The organism is Microvirga sp. KLBC 81 (assembly GCF_003075415.1).
Lineage (GTDB): Bacteria > Pseudomonadota > Alphaproteobacteria > Rhizobiales > Beijerinckiaceae > Microvirga.
This window is the reverse complement of the sequence record NZ_QDAH01000002.1, coordinates 166,424-190,213: the sequence shown is the minus strand read 5'-3', so window position 1 is coordinate 190,213 and position 23,790 is coordinate 166,424. Positions and strand designations below refer to the sequence as shown.

24 protein-coding genes are annotated in these 23,790 nt (G+C 64.3%); 17 read left to right on the top strand and 7 right to left on the bottom strand.

What is annotated here, in order from left to right; all coding sequences use genetic code 11:
- Positions 1–66 precede the first annotated feature (66 nt).
- Positions 67–2,880: a preprotein translocase subunit SecA gene (secA, locus tag DC522_RS02485; RefSeq protein WP_116527108.1), complete on the bottom strand. Its 2,814-nt coding sequence runs from the start codon at positions 2,878–2,880 to the stop codon at positions 67–69.
- 255 nt (positions 2,881–3,135) lie between these two features.
- On the opposite strand from secA, the gene DC522_RS02480 reads away from it, so the two are divergent.
- Positions 3,136–4,032, top strand: a complete 897-nt coding sequence (locus DC522_RS02480) for a peptidylprolyl isomerase (protein ID WP_116527107.1) — start codon at positions 3,136–3,138, stop codon at positions 4,030–4,032.
- Between the two features lie 67 nt (positions 4,033–4,099).
- On the opposite strand, the gene DC522_RS02475 is transcribed toward DC522_RS02480, so the two are convergent.
- The gene (locus DC522_RS02475) at positions 4,100–4,312 is read right to left on the bottom strand and encodes a hypothetical protein (RefSeq protein ID WP_116527106.1); all 213 of its coding nucleotides are present in this window, start codon (positions 4,310–4,312) and stop codon (positions 4,100–4,102) included.
- A 170-nt stretch (positions 4,313–4,482) separates the two neighbouring features.
- Here DC522_RS02475 and argJ point away from each other — a divergent pair, with 170 nt between their 5' ends.
- Genes argJ through DC522_RS02460 form a run of 3 tightly spaced genes read left to right on the top strand, consistent with a single transcriptional unit; the run spans position 4,483 to position 7,120 of the window.
- A complete protein-coding gene (gene argJ / locus DC522_RS02470; RefSeq protein WP_116527105.1) occupies positions 4,483–5,724 on the top strand; it encodes a bifunctional glutamate N-acetyltransferase/amino-acid acetyltransferase ArgJ in 1,242 nt (413 codons plus the stop codon).
- Between the two features lie 42 nt (positions 5,725–5,766).
- Positions 5,767–6,192 (top strand): 8-oxo-dGTP diphosphatase MutT, encoded by a 426-nt coding sequence (gene mutT / locus DC522_RS02465; protein WP_116527104.1) that lies wholly within the window; start codon positions 5,767–5,769, stop codon positions 6,190–6,192.
- Between the two features lie 10 nt (positions 6,193–6,202).
- Entirely contained in the window at positions 6,203–7,120 is a 918-nt protein-coding gene (locus tag DC522_RS02460; RefSeq protein ID WP_116527103.1) for a DMT family transporter, read from the top strand.
- Here the strand turns inward: DC522_RS02460 and DC522_RS02455 are convergent.
- The 4 genes from DC522_RS02455 to DC522_RS02440 all read right to left on the bottom strand — a co-directional run bounded on the left by DC522_RS02455 (position 7,104) and on the right by DC522_RS02440 (position 10,269).
- Entirely contained in the window at positions 7,104–7,538 is a 435-nt protein-coding gene (locus DC522_RS02455; RefSeq protein ID WP_116527102.1) for a thioesterase family protein, read from the bottom strand. The genes DC522_RS02460 and DC522_RS02455 overlap by 17 nt on opposite strands.
- Positions 7,539–7,546: 8 nt before the next feature.
- Entirely contained in the window at positions 7,547–8,695 is a 1,149-nt protein-coding gene (locus tag DC522_RS02450) for an iron-containing alcohol dehydrogenase (RefSeq protein ID WP_116527101.1), read from the bottom strand.
- Between the two features lie 243 nt (positions 8,696–8,938).
- Positions 8,939–9,304: a DUF427 domain-containing protein gene (locus DC522_RS02445; protein ID WP_116527100.1), complete on the bottom strand. Its 366-nt coding sequence runs from the start codon at positions 9,302–9,304 to the stop codon at positions 8,939–8,941.
- Positions 9,305–9,384: 80 nt separating this feature from the next.
- The gene (locus DC522_RS02440) at positions 9,385–10,269 is read right to left on the bottom strand and encodes a methyltransferase domain-containing protein (RefSeq protein ID WP_116527099.1); all 885 of its coding nucleotides are present in this window, start codon (positions 10,267–10,269) and stop codon (positions 9,385–9,387) included.
- A gap of 432 nt (positions 10,270–10,701) precedes the next feature.
- On the opposite strand from DC522_RS02440, the gene DC522_RS02435 reads away from it, so the two are divergent.
- The 6 genes from DC522_RS02435 to nhaA all read left to right on the top strand — a co-directional run bounded on the left by DC522_RS02435 (position 10,702) and on the right by nhaA (position 14,979).
- Positions 10,702–11,418, top strand: coding sequence for a ComF family protein (locus DC522_RS02435; protein ID WP_245443919.1), 717 nt, complete (start codon positions 10,702–10,704; stop codon positions 11,416–11,418).
- Between the two features lie 48 nt (positions 11,419–11,466).
- Positions 11,467–11,724, top strand: coding sequence for a glutaredoxin 3 (gene grxC / locus DC522_RS02430; protein WP_116527098.1), 258 nt, complete (start codon positions 11,467–11,469; stop codon positions 11,722–11,724).
- A gap of 15 nt (positions 11,725–11,739) precedes the next feature.
- On the top strand, positions 11,740–12,606 hold the full coding sequence (locus DC522_RS02425; protein WP_116527097.1) for a carbon-nitrogen hydrolase family protein: 867 nt from the start codon (positions 11,740–11,742) through the stop codon (positions 12,604–12,606).
- Positions 12,607–12,643: 37 nt separating this feature from the next.
- Positions 12,644–13,087, top strand: coding sequence for a DUF1178 family protein (locus DC522_RS02420; RefSeq protein WP_116527096.1), 444 nt, complete (start codon positions 12,644–12,646; stop codon positions 13,085–13,087).
- Positions 13,088–13,141: 54 nt separating this feature from the next.
- Positions 13,142–13,660: a metallophosphoesterase family protein gene (locus DC522_RS02415; RefSeq protein WP_116527095.1), complete on the top strand. Its 519-nt coding sequence runs from the start codon at positions 13,142–13,144 to the stop codon at positions 13,658–13,660.
- A 104-nt stretch (positions 13,661–13,764) separates the two neighbouring features.
- Entirely contained in the window at positions 13,765–14,979 is a 1,215-nt protein-coding gene (gene nhaA, locus DC522_RS02410; RefSeq protein ID WP_116527094.1) for a Na+/H+ antiporter NhaA, read from the top strand.
- Here nhaA and ubiG read toward each other — a convergent pair.
- A complete protein-coding gene (ubiG, locus tag DC522_RS02405) occupies positions 14,952–15,695 on the bottom strand; it encodes a bifunctional 2-polyprenyl-6-hydroxyphenol methylase/3-demethylubiquinol 3-O-methyltransferase UbiG (RefSeq protein ID WP_116527174.1) in 744 nt (247 codons plus the stop codon). The genes nhaA and ubiG overlap by 28 nt on opposite strands.
- A gap of 129 nt (positions 15,696–15,824) precedes the next feature.
- On the opposite strand from ubiG, the gene DC522_RS02400 reads away from it, so the two are divergent.
- From DC522_RS02400 to DC522_RS02370, 7 genes are all read left to right on the top strand, one after another.
- Entirely contained in the window at positions 15,825–17,063 is a 1,239-nt protein-coding gene (locus DC522_RS02400; protein ID WP_116527093.1) for an aspartate kinase, read from the top strand.
- Between the two features lie 103 nt (positions 17,064–17,166).
- On the top strand, positions 17,167–19,434 hold the full coding sequence (gene ptsP / locus DC522_RS02395; RefSeq protein ID WP_116527092.1) for a phosphoenolpyruvate--protein phosphotransferase: 2,268 nt from the start codon (positions 17,167–17,169) through the stop codon (positions 19,432–19,434).
- Positions 19,434–20,522 carry a peptide chain release factor 1 gene (prfA, locus tag DC522_RS02390; RefSeq protein WP_116527091.1) on the top strand — a complete coding sequence of 363 codons (1,089 nt, stop codon included), beginning with the start codon at positions 19,434–19,436 and terminating at the stop codon, positions 20,520–20,522. Before ptsP ends, prfA begins: the two co-directional genes overlap by 1 nt.
- The gene (gene fosX, locus DC522_RS02385) at positions 20,519–20,941 is read left to right on the top strand and encodes a FosX/FosE/FosI family fosfomycin resistance hydrolase (RefSeq protein WP_116527090.1); all 423 of its coding nucleotides are present in this window, start codon (positions 20,519–20,521) and stop codon (positions 20,939–20,941) included. The genes prfA and fosX overlap by 4 nt, the downstream gene beginning before the upstream one ends.
- Before the next feature lie 9 nt (positions 20,942–20,950).
- Positions 20,951–21,430: an endonuclease domain-containing protein gene (locus DC522_RS02380; RefSeq protein WP_116527089.1), complete on the top strand. Its 480-nt coding sequence runs from the start codon at positions 20,951–20,953 to the stop codon at positions 21,428–21,430.
- A gap of 91 nt (positions 21,431–21,521) precedes the next feature.
- The gene (prmC, locus tag DC522_RS02375) at positions 21,522–22,349 is read left to right on the top strand and encodes a peptide chain release factor N(5)-glutamine methyltransferase (protein WP_116527173.1); all 828 of its coding nucleotides are present in this window, start codon (positions 21,522–21,524) and stop codon (positions 22,347–22,349) included.
- A gap of 355 nt (positions 22,350–22,704) precedes the next feature.
- Positions 22,705–23,640 carry a DUF4167 domain-containing protein gene (locus tag DC522_RS02370; RefSeq protein WP_205769468.1) on the top strand — a complete coding sequence of 312 codons (936 nt, stop codon included), beginning with the start codon at positions 22,705–22,707 and terminating at the stop codon, positions 23,638–23,640.
- Positions 23,641–23,790 lie beyond the last annotated feature (150 nt).

Below are 23,790 nucleotides of genomic sequence, written 5' to 3'. Positions count from 1 at the left end.
GGTCATTCGTCCAAAGCAAAAGCCCGGCACGATGGCCGGGCTTTCTCGTTTCCTCTCAGCTTTCGCTTACGCCACGAACTGGCCGTGGCAGTGCTTGAACTTCTTGCCGGAGCCGCAGGGGCAGGGCTCGTTCCGGCTGACCCGGCCCCAGGTGGAGGGGTTGTTCGGATCGCGCTGACCGCCCGTGGACGGGTTGATGGCTGTCGCGGCAAAGCCTTGAGGTCCGCCCTCGCCGAAGGCCGCGCCCTGCGGCATGTCGAACTCGTTCTCGCCGGTGGCGGGATCGAGATGCTGCGGGAACATGGGCGGCAGCGTCTGGGCCTCGGGCTGCTGGAACACGACCTGAATCCGCATGAGCTGACCCGTCACCTGCTCACGCAGATGGCCCACAAGCGTGTTGAACAGCTCGAAGGCTTCCGACTTGTACTCGTTGAGCGGATCGCGTTGAGCGAGACCACGCCAGCCGATGACCTGACGCAGGTGGTCGAGGGTCACGAGGTGCTCGCGCCAGAGATGGTCGAGGCTCTGCAGCAGAACCTGCTTCTCGACGTAGCTCATCACCTCGGAGGAATTCGCCTCCACGCGCTGCGCGTAGGCTTCGTCCGCGGCCTTGGTGATGCGCTCGCGGATCTCGTCATCCGCAATGCCTTCCTCCTGCGCCCATTCCTCGACCGGCAGATCGAGGTTGAGGAAGTTGGCGATATTCTGCTTGAGGCCCTGAATATCCCACTGTTCCGCATAGGCGTTCTCGGGGATGGCGCGGGCGACGATGTCTTCGATCACGCCGTGACGCATGTCGTCGATAGTGTCGCGCACGCTCTCTTCCGCCATGAATTCCTTGCGCTGTTCGAAGACGACCTTGCGCTGGTCGTTCATGACGTTGTCGTACTTCAGGATGTTCTTGCGGATATCGAAGTTGCGCGCCTCGACCTTCGCCTGCGCGCGCTCGATGGCCTTGTTGATCCACGGATGGATGATGGCCTCGCCTTCCTTCAACCCGAGCTTCTGCAGCATGCCGTCCATGCGGTCGGAGCCGAAGATGCGCATCAGATCGTCCTGGAGCGACAGGTAGAACTTGGAGCGGCCCGGATCGCCCTGACGGCCCGAGCGGCCGCGCAGCTGGTTGTCGATGCGGCGGGACTCGTGACGCTCGGTGCCGAGCACGTAGAGACCGCCGGCTGCGAGCGCACGCTCCTTGAAGGCCGCGACCTCGTCGAGAATTTCCTTCTCGCGACGCGCACGCTCCTCGCCCTCGAGGCCAGCGAGCTCGCGCTCGAAACGCATCTTGGCGTTACCGCCGAGCTGAATGTCGGTGCCGCGGCCTGCCATGTTGGTGGCAATCGTGATCGCGCCCGGCACACCGGCCTGCGCCACGATGAAGGCCTCCTGCTCGTGGAAGCGGGCGTTCAGCACCGCGAAGTGCTTCGTGCCGCGACCGGCGCGCGCATCCTTGTAGAGGGGTTCGAGCGCCTGCGGATTCTCGAAGTCGATGAGCTTGTAGCCTTCCTTGATCAGAAGCTCGGCCAGATACTCCGACTTCTCGATGGAGGTGGTGCCCACCAGGATCGGCTGCCCCTTGGCCGAAGACTCCTCGATATCGCGGATCACCGCCCTGTAGCGCTCTTCCGCCGTGCGATAGACCTCGTCGTCATCGTCGACACGGGCAACGGGACGGTTGGTCGGGATCTCGACCACTTCGAGGTTGTAGATCTCGAGGAACTCGTCGGCTTCGGTGGCCGCCGTACCGGTCATGCCGCCGAGCTTGTCGTAAAGACGGAAGTAGTTCTGGAATGTGATGGAGGCGAGCGTCTGGTTCTCGGGCTGAACCTGCACGCGCTCCTTCGCTTCGAGCGCCTGGTGCAGGCCTTCCGAATAACGGCGGCCCGGCATCATGCGGCCGGTGAATTCGTCGATGATCACCACTTCGCCGTTGCGGACGATGTAGTCCTTGTCGCGCTGGAACAGGGTGTGGGCGCGAAGCGCCTGGTTCATGTGGTGAACGAGGGTGGCGTTCTGCGCGTCGTAGAGATCGCCTTCCGTGAGGAGGCCCTCGGCGCGAAGCAGCTCCTCGATCTTCTCGGTGCCCTCTTCCGTGAGCGCCACGGAGCGCTGCTTCTCGTCGAGCTCGTAATCGCTCTTGTTGAGACGCGGGATCACCTTGTCGATGGCGTTGTAGAGATCGGAGCGATCGTCGAGCGGACCGGAGATGATGAGCGGCGTGCGGGCCTCGTCGATGAGGATCGAGTCCACCTCGTCGACGATGGCGAAGTTGTGCCCGCGCTGGACCATCTGCGCCATCTCGTACTTCATGTTGTCGCGTAAGTAGTCGAAGCCGTACTCGTTGTTGGTGCCGTAGGTGATGTCGGCCGCATAGGCCTGGGCACGCTCCACATCGTCGAGGCCGTGGACGATCACGCCGACGGAGAGGCCGAGGAAGCGATAGATCTGACCCATCCACTCGGCGTCGCGCTTGGCGAGGTAGTCGTTCACCGTGACCACGTGGACACCCTTGCCGGCAAGCGCATTCAGGTAGACAGGCAAGGTCGCGACCAGGGTCTTGCCTTCACCGGTGCGCATCTCGGCGATCGAGCCCTCGTGGAGCACCATGCCGCCGATGAGCTGCACGTCGAAGTGGCGCTGGCCGAGGGTACGCTTGGCGGCCTCGCGGACCATGGCAAAGGCGGGGACCAGGATGTCGTCCAGGGTCTTGCCGGCGGCGAGCTGGGCCCTGAACTCCTCCGTACGGGCCCGCAGCTCACCGTCGGACAGGGCCTCCAGCTCGCCCTCCAACGCGTTGATGGCCGCAACCTTGGGCCGATAGGACTTCAGCCGGCGATCGTTGACCGAGCCAAAGATTTTCTTCGCGAGAGAACCGAACATCGAGAGCCTTCGAAAATTCCAGAATTCAGGAGATAAGGGGCGCTTGGGCCGCCTTATAGACCTAATTATGCGGAAGCGCATCTTAAAGGCTGTGCCTGAATGGCGCAGCCTTAGCTTCCACAGGCAGGGCCTCATAAAGGCCACGCTGTGGGGGATGCTGTGGCATAAATATGCCGTCGCTTGCAAACGTAAACCGGTTGGGCCATCTCATCGTTGCTGTCCGTGGGCCCATCAGTGCCCACCAGAGGAACGTCCATGTCTTATCTTACGGTTCGTAAAAGCCTTCTCGCCCTTGGAGCCGCCCTGCCCCTGATGGCCGGCGCCGCCCTCGCCCAGACGCCTCCGGCCTCGGCCCCGGCCACTTCGCCGGCCACGGTCCCCGCCGTCGATCCCGCCAAGGTGGTCGCCCGGGTGAACGGCTTCGAGATTACGGAAGGGGATCTGGCCATCGCCGCCGAGGACCCGGCTCTCCAGATGCCGAACGTGCCCGACGAGCAGAAGCGCGAGATGCTGACCGGCTACCTGATCGACCTGAAGCTCGGCTCCAAGGCCGCCGAGGCCGCGAAGATCGGCAGCGGTGCGGATTTCGCCCGCAAGCTCGCCTACAACCGGGACAAGACCCTGCTGGACGAATACCTCGACCAGACCGCCAAGAAGGCCGTGACGCCGGAAGCCGCCCGCAAGCTCTATGACGAGACCGTCAAGAGCATCCCGGCCGAGCAGGAAGTTCGCGCCCGCCATATCCTCGTGGAGAACGAGGACGACGCCAAGAAGGTCGCCGGCCGCGTGAAGGGCGGCGAGGACTTCGCGAAGGTGGCGGGCGAGGTTTCCAAGGACCCCGGCTCCAAGACCGATGGCGGCGATCTCGGCTTCTTCACCAAGGACCGCATGGTCGAGCCCTTCGCCGAAGCCGCCTTCAAGCTCGAGGCCGGCCAGATCTCCGATCCGGTGCAGAGCCAGTTCGGCTGGCACGTGATCAAGGTCGAGGAAAAGCGCACGAAGCCCGCGCCGTCCTTCGAGGAGACCAAGGATCAGGTGGAAGCCTATCTCGGCCGCAAAGCGCAGCAGGATCTCATCATGAGTCTGCGCAAGGACGCCAAGATCGAGAAGCTGGACGACAAGGGCAACCTCGTCGAGCAGAAGCAGCAATAAGCGCGTTTCGCATGTTCAAAGGGCGGCCTTCAGGGCCGCCCTTTTCGTTTGCGATTGTCGTTGCCGGCTACTTGTTCGTCCGCCCCATGCGGTTCGGATCGACGCCGCCCTCACGGTTCGTCTGGTTCTCCACGTCGCCCTGGAAGGTCGAGCCGCCGTCGAGATCGCGCGGATCCTCGCCGGTCATGTAGGAGCCTTTGGACCGTCCGATCCCTGGATCGACCTCGAGATCGCTGCGCGGCCGTTCCTGAGGCTTGGTCTTGGGGTGCTTGCCTGTCATGCGAGGCCTCCATGGTTCTTCAGACCGGGTCAACGAAGACACAGCACGCACGTTCCTTGGCCTATGCAAGCCATGTTTGCTGCAGCTTTGACTTGACAAGAAGCCTTAAAAAACCACAGGTCGCCTTTCCTAAACGGTATTCCATCCGCTCACTTCTTGAGACCCTTAGCATGTCCAAAACCGTGTCTCCGCTCGCGCCCAAGACATTCCCGACCCTCCCCGCCATTGAAGGCGTGAGGCTCGCGACTGCGGAGGCCGGCATCCGATACAAGAACCGAACGGACGTGCTCTATGTGACGCTCCCGAAGGAGACCACGGTGGCGGGTGTGTTCACGCGTTCCAAATGCCCGTCGGCTCCGGTCGACTGGTGCCGCAAGAATCTCGCCAAGGGCACGGCGCGCGCGCTCGTGGTGAATTCCGGCAATGCCAATGCGTTCACCGGCAAGAAGGGTGCGGAAGCCGTGAAGCTCACGGCCGAGATCGCGGCGGAAGCGGCAGGCTGCCGCGCCTCTCAGGTCTTCATCGCCTCCACCGGCGTGATCGGCGAGCCGCTCGATGCCACCAGGTTCGAGGGCGTGCTCGAAGCCTGCGAGAAGAAGGCGAAGCCCAGCGCCTGGCTCGATGCCGCAAAAGCCATCATGACCACCGACACCTTCCCGAAGGTGGCGACCCGCACGGCAACCATCGGCGGCGTCGAGGTGACGATCAACGGCATCGCCAAGGGCGCGGGCATGATCGCGCCCGACATGGCGACCATGCTCTCCTTCGTCTTCACCGATGCGCCGATCGCGGCACCCGTGCTGCAGGCCCTGCTCAAGAAGGGCGCCGACAAGAGCTTCAACTGCGTGACGGTGGACAGCGACACCTCCACCTCCGACACGCTCCTCTTCTTCGCGACGGGCGCGGCCGCGAATCGTGGCGCCCCGGCCATCTCCCTGCCGAGCGACCGCCGCCTCAAGGAATTCCGCGCGGCGCTCGAGAGCCTGCTCAGCGATCTCGCGCAGCAGGTGGCCCGCGACGGCGAAGGCGCACGGAAGTTCCTGACCGTGAAGGTGACGGGCGCGACGGGTGCGACGTCGGCCAAGCGCATCGCCATGGCGATCGCCAACTCGCCCCTCGTCAAGACGGCGGTCGCGGGCGAGGATGCGAACTGGGGCCGCGTGGTGATGGCCGTCGGCAAGGCGGGCGAGCCTGCCGAGCGCGATAAGCTCGCCATCTGGTTCGGCAATATCCGCGTGGCCGTGAAGGGCGCGCGCGACCCGGAATACAGCGAGGCGAAAACCTCCGCCTACATGAAGGGCGACGAGATCACGATCCGCGTCGATCTGGGCCTGGGGCGCGGCGAGGCCACGGTCTGGACCTGCGACCTCACCAAGGCTTACGTGGAAATCAACGGCGATTACCGCAGCTGATCATAGCTTAGGGATGATGGTAGTTCTTCGTTACGCTCTCTCATGACCACGAACACGCCCCCTCTCAAGCTCACCCTCGTCGTTGCCGTCGCCCTCGTCGACGCGGACAACCGGATTCTTCTGGCGCAGCGCCCTGAGGGCAAGCAGCTCGCGGGCCTGTGGGAGTTTCCCGGCGGCAAGGTGGAGCCCGGCGAACGGCCGGAGGAGACGCTCATCCGTGAACTGCGGGAGGAGCTCGGCATCACGGTGAAGGAGCCCTGCCTCGCGCCGCTCACCTTCGCGAGCCATGCCTATGAGAGCTTCCACCTTCTCATGCCGCTCTACATCTGCCGCCGCTGGGAAGGCTTCGTGCAATCCATGGAAGGGCAGGCCCTGAAATGGGTGAAGCCGCAGGAGCTGCGCAGCTATCCCATGCCGCCGGCCGACGAGCCGCTGATCCCCTTCCTTCTCGATCTTCTCGGCCCCTAGGGCTGCACCAATGTCAGCCCAACCAGCCGGGGCGGCTTTCGCTCCGACGCCCGTCTTTATCCTGTCCAATCTCCTCATCTGCTCCTTTCTGTGGGGCAGCGCCTTTCTGTTCGTGAAGCTGAGCGGAGATCTCAATCCCTTCGTCCTGGCTGCCATGCGTGGCGTGATCGGGGGCACGACCTTGGCGGCGTGGTTCATGCTCCGGGGCAAGAGCATCCTGCCGCGGCGCCATGAGTTCAAGGTCTGGGCCTTTCTCGGCACCTTCAACGGCTGGCTGCCGAACGTGCTCGTGGCTTACGCGCTCACGCAGATCGCGACCGCGCCTGCCGCGATGATCCAGGCCTCTTCCCCGCTCATCGTCGCGGTGATGTCGCATCTGATGTTCGCGGACGAGCGCTTGAGCCTTCAGCGGCTGTTCGGCGTTCTTGTCGGCCTCATCGGCATGGGCCTTCTCATCGGGCCAGCGGCGCTGCCCGATAGCGGCATCAATCCCATCGGCATCATCGCCATGGTGCTGGTGGCCTGCAGCTACGCGGCGGCGAACATCTATGTGCGCACCGTCAAGGCCATGGACCCTGGACGCATGGCGCTGGGCCAGCAGATCAGCTCCGGTTCTGCCGCGACCGTGCTGGCGCTTCTGGTCGCAGGACCGTCAGCCTTCGCGCCTGTGCCGCTGCACATTGCACCGCTGCTCGCTCTTGGTGCCATGTCGACGGCGTTGCCGATCCTGCTCTTCATGCACATGATCCGCCGCACGGGACCGACGCGGGCTTCGATGGTCGGCTATCTCGCGCCGGTCTGGACGATCCTGCTCGCGGTTCTGTTCCTGAACGAGAGCGTGGGATTGCGCGAATTGCTCGGCGGCGCGGTGGTGCTCTCGGGCGTCGCTCTCGTGTCGTTCACCGGAAGGCTCAGGCGAGAGCGCTGAGAGCCTCGCGCGCTCTTGCCGGAATATCGACGGGACGCTGGGTTGCCCGATCCACATGCACATGCACGAAGTGCCCCTGGGCTGCTGCAAGCTCAGCGCCTTCCTTGAAGATGCCGATCACATAGCGCACCGATGAACGGCCGAGATGCGCCACGCTGATGCCGGCCTGGAGTTTTTCGGGGAAGGCTACGCTCTCGAAATAGATGCAGCCGGTTTCCACCACGAGTCCGATCACGGGGCTATGGGCGATGTCGAGCAATCCCTCCTCGACAAGCCAGCCGTTCACCGCAGTATCGAAATAGGAATAGTAATGCACGTTGTTCACGTGCCCATAGGCATCATTGTCCATCCAGCGCGTGGCAATGGGACGAAAGAGCCTGAAGGCGGAGCGAGGAAGCCGCGCGGGACGTTCGGACATGGAGGTTCTCACCAAGCAGCTTCGTAGATCGCGCGTGCATCATCCAAGGAGAGCGAGCGCGGATTGTTCACGAGAAGACGCGTCTGCTTCATCGCATCCTCCGCCAGCGTCGACAACGCATCCTGCGGAATGCCCACATCGCGCAGGCGTGGCTGGAGACCCACTTTTGTGCACAACTCGGCGAGAGCTTCGGCAAAAGCATCAGCGCTGGCGCGCCCTTCGAGTTCAGGGAAGGCATGCGGCGCAAGCTCCCCATAAGCCCTCTCGCAGGTGCTTGCATTGAAGCGCAGCACATGCGGCAGCACGAGCGCATTGGACAGGCCATGCGGCACACCGAAATGCCCGCCGATGGGATAAGCGAGCGCATGCACGGCAGCGACCGGCGAATTGGCGAAAGCCTGTCCTGCCAGCATCGAGCCGAGCAGCATCGCCGCCCTCGCCTCGCTGTCCTGGCCGTGATGCACGGCGCGCTCGATATTGCGCCCGAGCAGTTGCAGCGCCTCTTTCGCGAGCGCTTTCGAGACCGGATTGTTGTTGGCGCTTGTCGAGGTATAGGCCTCGATCGCGTGAACCATCGCATCGATGCCGGTCGCGGCCGTCACATGCGCCGGAAGGTTGAGCGTAAGGTCGGGATCGAGCAGCGCGATATCGGGAATGATGAGAGGCGAGACCACGCCCTTCTTCTCGTGCGCGCCGGTGGTGACGATGGAAATCGGCGTTACCTCCGATCCCGTGCCCGCTGTGGTTGGGACAGCGAGAAGCGGAAGCCTCGGCCCCTTCGCAACGCCGACACCGTAGGTTTCAGCAAGACTCTCGCCGCTGCGAGCGAGCAGCGCGACGAGCTTCGCCACATCGATGGACGAGCCGCCGCCGAAGCCGATCACGGCCCGGGCGTCGAACGCACAAGCCTTCTCGACCGCCGCCAGCACAACCGCCTCGGGCGGATCGGCCACGACGCCATCGAACACGTCGACCGCGATGCCTGCTTCCTCCAGCGCGTGCAGAGCCTTTTCAAGGAGACCCGCCTTCACCAGCCCGGCATCGGTGACGAGCGCGACGCGGGGTCCGAGATGCTGCGCCGCAATCTCGCCGATGCGGGTGATGCTGCCGGAGCCGAAGATCAGGGATGGGGCTGTGTTGAACGTGAATGGCGTCATGGGGTCACTCGGTTTTTCAGCAGAGTGGCCCGGAGGCGCGGGGTCAGCAAGCCCCACTAGAGCCTCGGACGTGAAAAGTGGAATCCACTTTTGGGATCCATCCGATGCTCCCTTCTAGAGAGAGCGCATCGTTCTTAGCGGAAAACCAGGTCCACTGTTCCGCACGATGCGCCAAAAGCCCATTCGCCAGCCGCGCGACCTCGCCCGCCTCACCGAGGATGGGCCGGAGCAGGCGAAAGCTTCTCAGTCCTGGAATTCCTCGATGTCGTCGACCTTCTCCGGATAGAAGGCGATGTGCTCCTTGATGGCGGCGACGGAGGGCGCTGGCTCCTCGTAGCTCCAGGCGGCATTCTCACGCACGAGCCCGCCGCCCGACACGGTGAAGTAGGAGGCATCGCCCTTATAAGGGCAACGGGACCTGTGGTCGGTGGGATCGAGCAGGTCCATGCGCACGTCCTGCCGTGGAATGTAGTGCACCGGCGGGAGCGTCGCTTCCCGAAGGGTCAGCGCCTGCGTCGTTTCGGCGACGATGAAGCCGCCGAGCATGACCCGGATGCGGTGCGGGTTTTGCGTGATCGTAATCGGATGATCCGGACCGGGCTCTCTCATGGCGCAGGGCTCTCCAAGGGGCTGTCTCGACAACTGAGATAGCGCAGCCCGGTTTCAGCTGAAGGTCCCGATACGAAAGATCATTCCTTTTTTGGTTGCGGAGCGGGCTGCCCTTCCTTCACACCGAGCGCATCGGCCAGCCGCATCCTGGCCGAGCCTGGCCGCAACGGCTTCTGCTGGCTCTCATGTGGCGTCCAGCCGGAGAGCCAGACGATCTCGAAGGTGGCGGGAATGCGCCCGTCCGGATCGGCGAAGCGCTCGGCATAAACCTGAGCCGCCCGCATCAGGGTGCCGCGCTTGAGCGGCGTCCGGCGGCGGTCGTTGAGCGCATTGGTCAGGCCCATGGCGCGCAGGTCGCGCATGAGCGCGAAGGCATTGGCATAGCGCACACGGACGATGTCCGAATCCGTGACCGGGAGGGCAAAGCCCGCCCGCTGGAGCAGGCCGCCGATATCCCGTAAGTCGGCAAAGGGCGCCACGCGCGGGCTCACGCCGCCTTCCACTTCAGCCTCGGCCTGGGTCAGGGCCTGGCGCAGCTCTGTCAGTGTGGAGCCCCCGAGCAGCGCCCCGATGAAGAGGCCGTCGGCTTTCAGAGCCCGGCGGATCTGGATGAGCGTACCCGGCAGATCGTTGACGCCCTGGAGCGCCAGGAGCGACACCGCGAGATCGAATTGCTCGCCGGAAAAAGGCAACCGCTCCTCATCACCCCAGACACTCCCGGCCTCGGGCGTGGGCGAGAGGCGCACAACCTCCTTCGCAAGACCTCCTTGCAACAGAGCCTTAGCGGCAAGCGGCGTCGGCGTTCCCACATCCAGAGCCAGCGGAAAGGAACGCAACACTGTCGAGAGACGCTCCTGCAGATCCTCCGCGGCGCGAACCAGGAGGAAATCGGCATAGCCGGCCTTCAGCGCCCGTGACAGGCGCTGGCGAACGAGGGAGCGGTCGAAGACTTCAGGTGTGCTCATAAGGCGCTCGATATGGCGTGGATCGGACGCCGCGCCAAGACATTTCAGAGATGCGATCTTCCTCTCCCTTGCGGAGGAGGGTCCGGGTGAGGGTTGCAACGTCAAACCGCTGGGCTCTATCCACCGGAGCTCTGCCCGTCATCGCCGGCCTTGTGCCGGTGATCCCGCTTCGGCGAGGCGCTTCTTTCCATCGGGATGGCCGGGACTGATCCCCGGATCAAGTCCGGGGACGGCCATGACGCGCAGGGCTTGCGAAGCGGTGCACCGGATCGGCCCCTCGCCCAGCCGATCCATCCCCACCCCTGCCCCTCAAGGGAGAGGGGAAAGACCACCTCGCTCTTCAGCAGGCGATCGGCTAAGCTTAAATCCATGACCATGGAGCCCCGGCCCAGCCCCTTGCCGCTCAGTCCCGCGCTGTCTTTCAGCGCGCGGATGGCGAAGGCTGCGATCGGCCTCCTCTATCCGCCCAGCTGCATCGCCTGCCAGGCTGCGACGGGCGAGGCCCACGGCCTGTGCGCCGCCTGCTGGTCCGGCATCCGCTTCATCGAGCGCCCCTTCTGCGAACGGCTCGGCACACCGTTTCAGGTCGATCTCGGCCAGCCCCTCCTGTCGCCTGCCGCCATCGCCGATCCGCCGGTTTTCGGGCGCGCCCGGGCGGTGGCGGAATATGACGGGACGGCGAGCCTGCTCGTGCACCGGCTCAAATACGATGACCGCCTGGAACTGGCCCGCGCCTTAGGGGTCATGATGACCCGGGCGGGCGCAGAGCTTTTAGGCGAGGCCGATGTGATCGTGCCCGTACCGCTTCACCGCTGGCGGTTGTGGCGGCGGCGCTTCAACCAGGCCATGGCTCTGGCGAAGGTCGTATCCCGGGAAAGCGGCGTGCCCTGCGATCCCTTGGCTCTCGCCCGCATCAGGCGCACCCGCCGTCAGGTGGGGCTCACCAAGGCGCAGCGGCAGGAAAACCTGCAGGGCGCCTTCCGCGTGCCGCCGGAAGCCAAGGCGCGTCTGAAGGGCAGAAGGGTGCTTCTCGTCGATGACGTGCTGACCACCGGCGCCACGGCCAATGCCGCCTCGCGGGCCCTTTTGAGAGGCGGCGCGGCCTCGGTGGATATTCTGGCCTTCGCGAGAGTTGTGCAGGAGTTGTGACAGAGACCTGATTGTTCCTATATCTAGGCGCAACATTCGGAGACATTCATGCCGTCCATCACGATCTACACCAAGGGCTGGTGCCCCTATTGCTCGGCCGCAAAGAGGCTCCTCGACGAGAAGGGAGCCGCCTTCACCGAGATCGATATCGAAAAGAAACCCGAAGCGCGGGCGGAGATGATCCAGAAGGCCGGCGGGCGCACCACCGTGCCGCAGATCTTCATCGATGGAAAGCATGTAGGCGGCTGCGACGACCTCTATGCTCTTGACGACCGGGGCCAGCTCGAGCCTCTTCTGCAGGCCTGACGGAGACAACCTTTCATGAATCCCACCCGCTTTACCGCCGCCTGCATCCAGATGCGCTCCGGCCGCGACGTTCTGAAAAACCGCGATGCCGCCGTCGCCCTTGTGCGCGAGGCTGCCGAGAAAGGCGCGCATTTTGCCCAGACGCCGGAGATGACCTCCCTCGTCTGCCGGGAGCGGGCGGAGATGTTCGAAAAGGTCGGCCCGCAGGCGCAGGATCCGGTTCTCGCCTCCTTACGCGAGGTGGCGCGGGAGAAGGGCATCATGGTCCAGATCGGCTCCATTGCCGTGAAGGAGGGCGACAAGGTCGCCAACCGCGCGTTCCTCATCGACACGGACGGCGAGATCGTCGCTGCTTACGACAAGATCCACCTCTACGACGTGGACCTGCCGAACGGCGAGAGCTGGCGCGAATCGGCGACCTATACCGGCGGCAGCAGGGCGGTTCTGGCCGAGACGCCCTGGGGCTATCTCGGCATGACGATCTGCTACGACGTGCGTTTCGCCGCGCTCTACAAGGCGCTGGCTGAGAACGGCGCGTCGTTCCTCTCGGCTCCCGCCGCCTTCACCAGGCAGACAGGCGAGGCACATTGGCAGATCCTGCATCGCGCCCGCGCCATCGAGACCGGCTCCTTCATGATCTCCGCCGCGCAAGGCGGGTTGCATGAGGACGGCCGCGAGACCTTCGGTCATTCGATCATCATCGATCCGTGGGGCCGTGTGCTGGCGGAAGCCGGCACGGAGCCCGGCGTGATCCTGGCCGAGATCGATCCTGCCCTCGTGACAGAAGTGCGCGGGCGCATTCCGACGCTCAAGAATGCGCGCCCCTTCAAGGTGGAGGTCGTCTCGAACTCTGAAACTCCCGGTCGGGCGGCTTCCGCCTGACCGGCTTTGTTGCGTCTGGTGAAACCCTGACAAGGACATGATCAAATACGCCCTGGCCTGCGAGCAGGCCCATGAATTCGAGAGCTGGTTTCCGTCGAGCGAGGCGTTCGAAACGCAGCGCAAGCGCGGTCTCGTCACCTGCCCGTTCTGCAGCTCGTCAAAAGTGGACAAGCAGATCATGGCGCCCTCCATTGCGCGCACGGACAAGGCACCCGCCGTGCAACCGGGGGCGCAGCCCGTTGCGGTCCTCTCCGACCAGGAGAGAGAACTTCGCGCCGCCCTTCGCGCCCTGCGTGAGCACGTGATGAAGAATGCGGAGAATGTCGGCAAGGATTTCGTCGACGAGGCCCGCAAGATGCATTACGGCGAAGCAGAGGAACGCTCGATCTACGGCGAGGCCGATCCTGCGGAAGCGCGGGCGCTCCTGGAAGAAGGAATCGACGTCCTGCCGATTCCCGTCGTGCCGGATGACAGGAATTAGCCGCAAGCTCTGCGAATGGCGCCTCCTCTGACCTTTTGAAAGGCAAATCTCTCCTTGGCGATCTTCTTCACGAGCGACACCCATTTCGGCGATTCACGCGTGCTGCGGATCGACAAGCGTCCCTTCAAGACGATCCCCGAACATGACGAGGCGCTCATCGCCAGGTGGAACGAGACCGTCTCGCCCGAAGACGAGGTCTGGCATCTCGGCGATTTCGCCCTGCATGCGCGCCCGGAGCGCATCGACGAGCTGCTGTCCCTCCTTCACGGGCGCAAGCACCTGATCATCGGCAACAATGACGGCCAGGGCACTCTCGCTGCGAAGGGCTGGGAGAGTGTGCAGGCCTATGCGGAGCTCAATGTGGATGGCCGCGCCGTCGTCATGTGTCACTACGCCTTCCGCACCTGGAAGAACATGAGCCGCGGCTGGATCGACCTCCACGGCCACTCGCACGGCAAGCTCAAGCCTCAGACGCGGCAATACGATGTGGGCGTCGATCTGTGGGACTATCGGCCCGTGACGCTCGACACGATTCTCAGCACCAAGCGACGCCGCGTGCCGGCTCACGCCTGAGGAGCAGAGTTGCTCCTGGTTTCGTTACCAGAAGCTGGGCCATTCGCCCTTTATCTCAGAACCTTTCGTCTTGATAACTGGTTTTGGTGAAAGAGGAGACACGCATGGATCAGCCCGGCAGCAGCGCGAAACCGAAGCGACGCATCTCGTTGATGCGCAATTTCTTCGACAGCGAAGCCTCGGGCGGCATGATCCTCATGGGGGTGACGGTGATCGCCCTCATTCTCGCCAACTCTCCATTGGCCGATGCCTATTTCGGTGTCCTGAAGACCTACGTCTTCGGTCTCAGCATTCTTCACTGGATCAACGATGCGCTGATGGCCGTGTTCTTCCTGCTGGTGGGGCTCGAGATCAAGCGCGAGATGCTTGACGGCCAGCTCTCCACCTGGCCACGTCGAATCCTGCCGGGCATCGCCGCTTTGGGCGGCATGATCGTGCCGGCCCTGGTGTACCTCGCGATCACGCGCAACGAGCCGCAGCTCCACCACGGCTGGGCCATTCCGGCCGCCACCGACATTGCCTTTGCGCTTGGCGTGCTGGCTGTTCTCGGCTCGCGCGTGCCAACGTCCTTGAAAATTTTTCTCACGGCGCTCGCGATCCTGGACGATCTCGGGGCGATCATCATCATCGCCCTGTTCTACACGAGCGGTCTCTCGCTCGCGATGCTCGGCGCGGCCGTGCTCTGCCTTCTCATTCTCGTTGCCTTCAACCGCTTCAGCGTCACGAGCCTTCTGCCCTATCTGCTCGTCGGCGCGGTGCTGTGGTTCCTCGTGCTGAAATCGGGCATTCACGCCACGCTGGCGGGCGTTGCCCTGGCGCTCACGATTCCGCTCCATCCTGACCCGAAGAAGACCCGCGCGGAGGATGCCCCGCTGCATCGCCTCGAGCATGCACTCCACGCCCCCGTCGCCTACGGCATCATCCCGATTTTCGGTCTTGCCAATGCGGGCGTGTCGCTGTCGGGTCTCTCGCTCGATGCGCTCACCAGCCCCCTGCCGCTCGGCATCGCCATGGGCCTTTTCATCGGCAAGCAGGTGGGTGTCTATGCCTTCTCATGGATCGCCATCAAGCTTGACTGGGCCGACATGCCCGCCGGTGCGTCACGGCTGCAATGCTACGGCGTCGCCCTGCTCTGCGGCATCGGGTTCACCATGAGCCTGTTCATCGGCGCGCTCGCCTTCCCGGGCGAGCCGGAGCTGGGTGATGCCACCAAGATCGGCGTGCTCATGGGTTCGGCTCTCTCTGCCATCGCAGGCTACGTGCTGCTCAGCTTCGCCCCGCGCGAAAAAATTCAGGTCCGCGAAGCCAGGAGCATGTAGTTGACGGAAAGATCCCGAGAGAGAGACCAGCTGTCCCGCAACGGATTGTAGCCGACGCCCGTGATGTCGTTCACGGCAAAGTCCGCTTGCCGGAGGGCATCCGTCAGCTCGTCGGGGGTGACGAACCTGTCCCATTCATGCGTGCCTCTCGGCAGCCAGCCGAGGATGTATTCGGCGCCCACGATGGCGGACGCGAAGGAGCGCAGGGTCCGGTTGATCGTGGCCATGACGAGGACGCCGCCCGGCTTCACGGCCTGGACGCAGGCATTCACGAAGGCCTGCACGTCCGCCACATGCTCCACCACCTCCATGGCGAGCACGACGTCGAAAGCCTCGCCCCGCGCCACGATCGCCTCGACGGTCTCGTTGCGAAAATCGATCGCCAACCCCGCGCGCTCCGCATGGAGCCGGGCCACCGAGATGTTGGTCGGGGCGGGATCGAGCCCCGTCACCCTGGCGCCAAGCCGGCCTAAAGGCTCCGAGAGCACTCCGCCGCCGCAGCCCACATCGAGGATCGTCAGCCCCTCCAGGGACCGGGCGGAGCGCGGATCGCGTCCGAACCGACGGCAGGCCTCGTCCCGGATATAGGCGAGGCGGACGGGGTTAAACTTGTGCAGGACCTTCATAGGGCCGTTCGGGTCCCACCAGGTTTCAGCGATCCTCTCGAAACGGGCGACTTCGGCCGGGTCGATGGTCGTGGAGGCGGCGTCTGTCATGAGATCCGATTCCTTGAGTGAAAGAATTGAATTCCGCGCGTTGACAGCGCGCGGCCTGAACGTCATGTATACGCGCCTTCTCGCCTCGCGAAGGGCAAAAATTTTCCCTTAACCCACGGCCTTCTTCGCATGCCCCGTCTTGTCATGAAGTTCGGCGGTACATCCGTCGCCAACGTAGAGCGCATCCGCAACGTGGCGCGGCATGTCAAACGCGAGGTCGAAGCCGGCTACGACGTAGCCGTGGTGGTCTCGGCCATGGCCGGCAAGACCAACGAGCTGGTCGGCTGGGTGAAAGAGGCCAACGCCCTCTACGATGCCAAGGAATACGACGTGGTCGTCGCCTCCGGCGAGCAGGTGACGTCGGGTCTCCTGGCCATTGCCCTGCAGGAAATGGGGCTCAAGGCCCGCTCCTGGCAGGGCTGGCAGATCCCGATCATGACCTCGGACGCCCACGGCTCGGCCCGCATTGCCGACATCGACGGCTCCGGCATCATCGAGGGCTTTGAAAAGAACAAGGAAGTCGCCGTCGTGTCCGGCTTCCAGGGCGTCCACCAGGAGACCCGGCGCGTCACGACGCTCGGCCGTGGCGGCTCGGACACCAGCGCCGTAGCGCTGGCCGCCGCCATCGGGGCAGAGCGCTGCGACATCTATACGGATGTGGACGGCGTCTACACCACCGATCCGCGCATTGTGCCGAAGGCCCAGCGCCTGGATAAGGTTTCTTACGAGGAAATGCTGGAAATGGCCTCGCTGGGGGCCAAGGTGCTCCAGGTGCGCTCGGTCGAGCTCGCCATGATGCACCGGGTCCCCACCTATGTGCGCTCCAGCTTCGACGATCCCGCCGACCCCAAGCTCGGCACCCTCATCTGCGACGAGGAAGACATCATGGAACAGCAGGTTGTCACGGGCATCGCCTATTCGCGCGACGAAGCCCAGATTACGTTGCGGAATGTGGCCGACAAGCCGGGCATCGCCGCCTCGATCTTCGTGCCCCTGGCCGAAGCCAACATCAACGTGGACATGATCATCCAGGTGGTCTCGGACGACACCACCACCACGGATCTCACCTTCACGGTCCCTTCCGCCGAGTACGAGCGGGCCTGCGCGGTGCTGAACGCCCACAAGAACGAGATCGAGTTCCGCGACCTTCAGGGCGCGACCGACGTGGTGAAGGTTTCGGCCATCGGCGTCGGCATGCGCAGCCACGCCGGCGTCGCGGCGAAAGCCTTCAGGGCCCTGGCGGAGAAGGGAATCAACATCCGGGCCATTACGACCTCCGAGATCAAATTCTCCGTTTTGATCGATTCGGCCTACACGGAGCTTGCCGTACGCACGCTCCACTCGCTATACGGCCTGGATAAGGCCTAATCGGGGTTCGGCCTGATTGACGCCGGGTCAGTCGGGCTGCAACACTCGTTGGACAACCGCCGGTTGGCTTCGCCGGCTCCGAAGGACGGGAACCTAAAAGCTCATGCCAAGCGCTCCCGGCGGTCCGCGCCTTCTGCTGCGTCGCCTCCGCGAGATCATGGCGGAGCCGGTGGGGGCGCAGGACCGCCTCGACAAGATCGTCAGGCAAATCGCCGCCAACATGGTGGCGGAGGTGTGCTCCGTCTATGTGATGCGCGGCGATGGTGTGCTTGAGCTGTTCGCCACCGAAGGCCTGAACCGGGAAGCGGTCCATCTTACCGTCATGCGCTCGGGCGAAGGCCTCGTGGGCCTCATCGCGTCCACCGCCGAGCCGCTCGCCCTCTCAGATGCCCAGAGCCATCCGGCCTTCTCCTACAAGCCCGAGACAGGCGAAGAGATCTACCACGCCTTCCTTGGCGTTCCGCTGCTGCGCGCCGGCAACACGCTGGGCGTTCTCGTCGTCCAGAACCGCACCTACCGGGTCTATACGGAGGAGGAGGTCGAGGCGCTTCAGACCACCGCCATGGTGGTGGCCGAGATGCTGGCCGCGGGAGAGCTGCAGGCTCTCGCCCCCGTGGACACGGGCATTGCCCTGCGCCGTCCCGTCTACCAGAAGGGAACGTCGCTGGCCGACGGGGTCGGTCTCGGCCACGTGGTGCTGCACGAGCCCCGCGTCGTCATCAAGAACCTGATTGCCGAGAACGTCGATGCGGAGCTCCAGCGCCTGGACAAGGCCATCGGCGAGGTGCGCATCTCGATCGACGAGCTGATCGAGCGGGGCGACGTGGCCCATCACGGCGAGCATCGCGAGGTGCTGGAAACCTTCCGCATGTTCGCCCATGATCAGGGCTGGCTGCGCCGCATGCGCGAGGCCGTGGCTTCGGGCCTCACCGCCGAAGCGGCCGTGGAGCGGGTGCAGTCCGACAACCGCGCCCGCATGCTGCGCCAGACGGATCCCTACCTCCGCGAGCGTCTGCACGATCTCGACGATCTCGCCAACCGCCTGCTTTTCCGCCTCGTCGGACGCGACATGGTGGCCGAGCGCAGCTCATTGCCCGACAACGCCATCATCGTCGCCCGCTCCATGGGCCCGGCGGCGCTCCTCGATTACGACCGCTCGCGCCTGCGCGGCCTCGTGCTGGAGGAAGGCGGTCCGACAAGCCACATCGCCATCGTGGCCCGCGCGCTCGGCATTCCCGCCGTGGGCGAGGTGTCGAACGCAACCTCGCTCACCGAGCCGGGCGATGCCATCATCGTCGATGGCGCGGCGGGCGAAGTGCAGATCCGGCCCAATGCCGATGTGGAAGCCGCCTATGCCGAAAAGGCACGGCTCCGCGCCAAGCGCCAGGAGCAGTATCTCAAGCTGCGCAACGTGCCCTCCGTCACCAGGGACGGCGTCGAGATCACGCTGCAGCTGAACGCGGGCCTTCTCGTCGATCTGCCGCATCTTGCCGAGACCGGGGCTGCTGGCGTCGGACTGTTCCGCACCGAGCTGCAGTTCATGATTGCGGAGAGAATGCCCTCGGCCTCCGACCAGCAGGCGCTCTACAGCGCCGTGTTCGCAGAGGCCGGCGACCGGCCCGTCACCTTCCGCACCCTCGATATCGGCGGCGACAAGATCCTGCCCTACATGCAGGCGGTCGAAGAAGAGAACCCGGCCTTGGGCTGGCGCGCGATTCGCATCGGCCTCGACCGGCCGGGCCTGCTGCGCGCGCAGGTGCGCGCTCTCCTGAAAGCTGCCGGCGGGCGACCCTTGAAGATCATGTTCCCGATGGTGGCGACCTGCGACGAGTTCGAGCGCGCCAGGACCATCGTGGAGCGCGAGAAGAGCTATCTCTCGCATCACGGCCACGCCCTGCCCTCGGATCTGAAGCTCGGCGTGATGCTGGAGGTGCCCTCGCTCCTGTTCCAGCTCAAGGAAATCTGCGAGCGGGCCGATTTTGTCTCCATCGGCTCGAACGACCTGATGCAGTTCCTCTTCGCCATCGATCGCGAGAACCGGCGCGTGGCGGATCGCTTCGACCCGTTGAGCGCGCCGATGCTGCGTGCCCTGAAGCTCGTGGCGGAACAGGCGCAGGCGTCGGGCTGCCAGGCGACCCTGTGCGGCGAAATCGGCGGCCGTCCGCTCGAAGCCATGGCGCTGCTCGGCCTTGGCTTCCGCTCGCTCTCCATGTCTCCGGCCTCCATCGGACCGGTGAAAGCCATGCTGCTCGCGCTCGATGTCGCCGAGCTCAACGCCTTCCTTCAGGACGAACTGGAAAATGCGGGAAGCGGCGATACGCTGCGCCCGAAACTTGCTCAATTTGCCGAAAGCCGTGGTATTCCGGTCTGATGACGATTGCTCCTCCTTCCGACCGTTTGAACGCTATTCTTGCCCGCCATGACATCATCACGGCGACGCTCAATGCCGGCCCCGATCCGGAAACCTTCGTCGCGTTGTCGCGCGAGCTCGCGGAGCTCGACGGCGTCGTGGGCGCGATCCGCGCCTATCGCGCGATGGAAGACAACCTGCATGGCCTTCAGTCGCTGATCGAGGATCCCTCGACCGATACCGAGATGCGCAAGCTCGCCGAGGAAGAATTGCCGCAGGCGCGCGACGACCTGGAAAAGGCAGCGCAGGATCTGCGGATCATGCTGCTGCCGAAGGACGAGGCTGACGAAAAGAGCGCGATCCTCGAAATCCGCGCCGGCACGGGCGGCGACGAAGCCGCGCTGTTCGCGGGCGATTTGCTGCGCATGTATACGCGCTATGCGGACCTCAAAGGTTGGAAGGTCGAGATCGTCTCCGAGAGCGAAGGCACGGCAGGCGGCTACAAGGAAGTGGTGGCCGAAGTCAAAGGACGCGGCGTGTTCGCGCGGCTCAAATTCGAGAGCGGCGTGCATCGCGTGCAGCGTGTCCCCGACACGGAAACACAAGGGCGCATTCACACCTCCGCCGCCACCGTCGCCGTGCTGCCGGAGGCGGAAGATGTCGATATCGTCATCAACGATGCGGATCTGAAGATCGACACGATGCGAGCGCAAGGCGCGGGCGGTCAGCACGTGAACAAGACCGAATCCGCCATCCGCATCACGCATATTCCGACAGGCACCGTGGTGTTCGTGCAGGACGAGCGCTCGCAGCACAAGAACCGCGCGCGTGCCATGGCGCTCCTGCGCTCGCGTCTCTACGACGCCGAGCGCACGGCAAAGGATGCGGCACGCGCCGCCGACCGCAAGTCGCAGGTCGGCTCCGGCGACCGCTCCGAGCGCATCCGCACCTACAACTTCCCGCAAGGCCGCGTGACGGATCACCGGATCAACCTCACGCTCTACAAGATCGAGGAAGTGATGGCCGGCAATGCGCTCGACGAATTGATCGACGCGCTGATCACCGAGCACCAGGCGGCCCAGCTCGCCGATCAGGATCAGGCCGCATGATCGAGGGCAAGATCGAAGGATTGAGCCATATCACGCTCATGACCAGCGATCTCGCGCGCATGACCGCGATTGTTGAACAGGTTCTCGACGGCAAGGAGATCTACTCGTCCGGCGATGAGACCTTCTCGCTCTCACGTGAAAAGTTCTTCATCGCCGGCGGGCACTGGATCGCCGTGATGGAGGGCGAGAGCCTGCCCTCGCGCACCTACAATCACATCGCCTTCAAGATCCCGGCCTCGGCCATCGACGATTATCGCGCACGCATCGAAAAGCTCGGGCTGGAATTCCGCGAATCGCGCCCCCGCGTCGAGGGCGAAGGCCATTCGCTCTATTTCTACGATCACGACAACCATCTGTTCGAGCTGCACGCCGGCACGCTGGAAGAGCGGCTTGACCGGTACCGGCAAGGTAGGCTTTAACCGGCACCAATGGTGAAGAACTGGAGCGACGATCCTTCCAGGCAGCCTTCGACAAGGCAGAGAAACCGCGCGCGCTCCCTCCGCCGAAACTTGACGGAGCCTGAGAAGAAGCTCTGGTGGCACTTGAGACATCGTTTACCGCTTGAAACGGGTCATTTCAGACGTCAGGTACCCATTGGTCCTTACATCGCAGATTTCTGCCATCTGTCATCCAAGCTGATTGTCGAAGTCGATGGTAGTCAGCATGGTCATGAAGCCAATGCTGTGCATGACGAGCGGCGAACCCATGACCTGAATCAACGTGGCTTCACGGTTATTCGTTTTACGAATCGAGAAGTGATGACCCCAGTTGATATCGTTTTAGACGCAATCCTTGCCCATTTGAGCGCGTGTTCCCTCCCCCCTGAGGGGAGGGATGAAGGGTGGGGGTCGGAAAGTCAGAGCGCCACGCGAAATCTAGACAGCGCGAAGGTCGATACCGGTGCCTGATCCGTCAAAACGCTCACCCGGTCGCACCACCCCCACCCCTACCCCTCCCCGCAAGGGGGAGGGGACAGGCGCACCGACCCGTGCGACTGCTCTGAAGAATTTACGCCGGACACTCTCCGAAGCGGGTTTCGAAACGGCTGCCCTGGACGCGCGGCTGCTCCTTCTGTCGGTCCTGCACGTTCCGGCGACAGAGCTCATCACCAATCCCGATGTGCCGCTGACCGCCGATGAAGCCGACCGTCTCGAGGCCGTCACCCGCCGCCGCCTCGCCCATGAGCCCGTGGCGCGAATCGTCGGGGAGCGGGAGTTCTGGGGCCTGCCCTTCGCCCTCTCGCCCGAGACCCTCGTGCCGCGCCCGGATACGGAAACCGTGGTCGAGACGGCGCTCGACCTGCTGCCTGACCGGCAAGCCCCGCTGCTGATGGCGGATTTCGGCACCGGCTCCGGCTGCCTGCTGGTCGCCCTCCTCCACGAGCTGCCTCGGACCACCGGCCTTGGTGTGGATCTTTCGCTCGGCGCCCTCGAGACCGCCCGACGGAACGCCTGGGCCAATGGCGTGGGGCAACGCAGCCTTTTCGCCCTCTCCCACTGGGCCGACGCGATTACGGGCCGGTTCGACCTGATCGTCTCCAACCCGCCCTATATCGCCTCTCCGGTCATTCCGACGCTGGACCGGGAGGTGCGGGAACATGACCCGATCCTCGCCCTGGACGGCGGCCCGGACGGCCTGGAGCCCTATCGAATCCTGCTCGGCGAGGCAAAGCGCCTCCTGGTTCCCGGCGGGCTTCTGGTGGTCGAGATCGGCTTTGACCAGGCCCAAGATTTAAGGAGCTTGGCCGCAACCCACGGCCTTGAAATCCTAAGGGTCGCGCACGATCTATCTGACAGCCCCCGATGCGTTGCCATGAGGCATCCGTGACCGTGCAGGGTGAGGCATTCTTGTCTCAGGCGGGGGTAAAAGCTGAAATATTGCTTGTTGGACCGGGAGGAACCCGCTAGATTCGATCATAGAGATCGTCCTCGGTCGTAAGAAAACGGTAGTCCCGAGGGGACATGCCGGAAGACCAAACGATATCCATCGCGCAGGCAGGGGCTTTTGAACAGCCGGGCGCGATCATCTGAACCCGATACTGAAGGATAGCCAGGAGCTGAACGGGCTCTGGCTGAACGACAGAAGGTTTGCCACGCGAACGGTGGGCGTTGAGCCCGTTCGGTGAACATTGGCTTGCAAATCGCGTGGGCTTGAAGAACCAGCGAGGCTCGTAGAGCAAAAAATGAGACCAGGACAGAACAGGCGTATGCGCGGTCGCAACCGCAACAACGGAAACAAGGGTCCCAATCCCTTGACCAAGAGCTATGAGTCGAACGGCCCGGACGTGAAGATCCGCGGCACGGCTCAGCATATCGCCGAGAAATACAGCCAGCTCGCCCGAGACGCTCAGGCCAGCGGCGACCCGGTGGCGGCCGAAAACTATTTCCAGCACGCCGAGCACTATTACCGCATCATCGCTGCCGCCCAGGAGCAGCTGCGTGAACAATATGGCTACCAGCAGCGCTTCGACGACGAAGGCGACGAAGAGGGCTTCGCCCAGGAGCGCCCGAGCTTCGAGCGCGCCGGTGCCGGCAATGGCGAGGACACGGACCTCGGCTCCCAGCCGCAGCCCTATGAGACGCGCGGCGAAGGCGAGCAGCGTCCCCCCCGCTTCGAGCGTGGCGAGCGCCAGGATCGCGGGGACCGCCAGGACCGTCCGGAGCGCGGAGACCGTCGTGAGCGCTTCCAGCGCGATCGCGGCCCCCGTCAGGACTTCCAGCGCGACGATCAGCCGTTCGAGGGCCGCGGTGAAGGCGAACAGCGCGAACAGCGCCCGTCCCGCTTCGAGCGTGGCGATCGCCCCGAGCGCGGCGAGCGTCAGGACCGTCCGGAGCGCGGAGACCGCCGTGAGCGCTTCCAGCGCGACCGCCGCCGTGAAGAGGCTGACGCCTCCGAAACGGGCGGCCTGCCGGCCTTCCTGACGAACCCGGTGCGTTCCGCGCCCGTGGCCGCTGAGGATCAGAGCCCGGCGGCTCCGACCTTGGATTTCGGCGGCGAGCCCGCCGCCGATGAGCGTCCGCGCCGCCGCACTCGCCGCACCCGCCGCGATGTCGTCGAGAGCGCGGGCGACGAGGCGGGCACCTTCACACCGGACGTGGAAACCCCCGCCGCCGAGTAACGGCTGGGAACATGCGATAAGAATGAAGAAGGGAGAGCCATGCTCTCCCTTTTTTGTTGTGCTGAGTTCCCGATCGTCCCGGACGGCGTCAGCCGATCCGGGCGCTTGATGAATTCCCTCCACGTCATCCCTGGGCGTGGATCCCCGGAA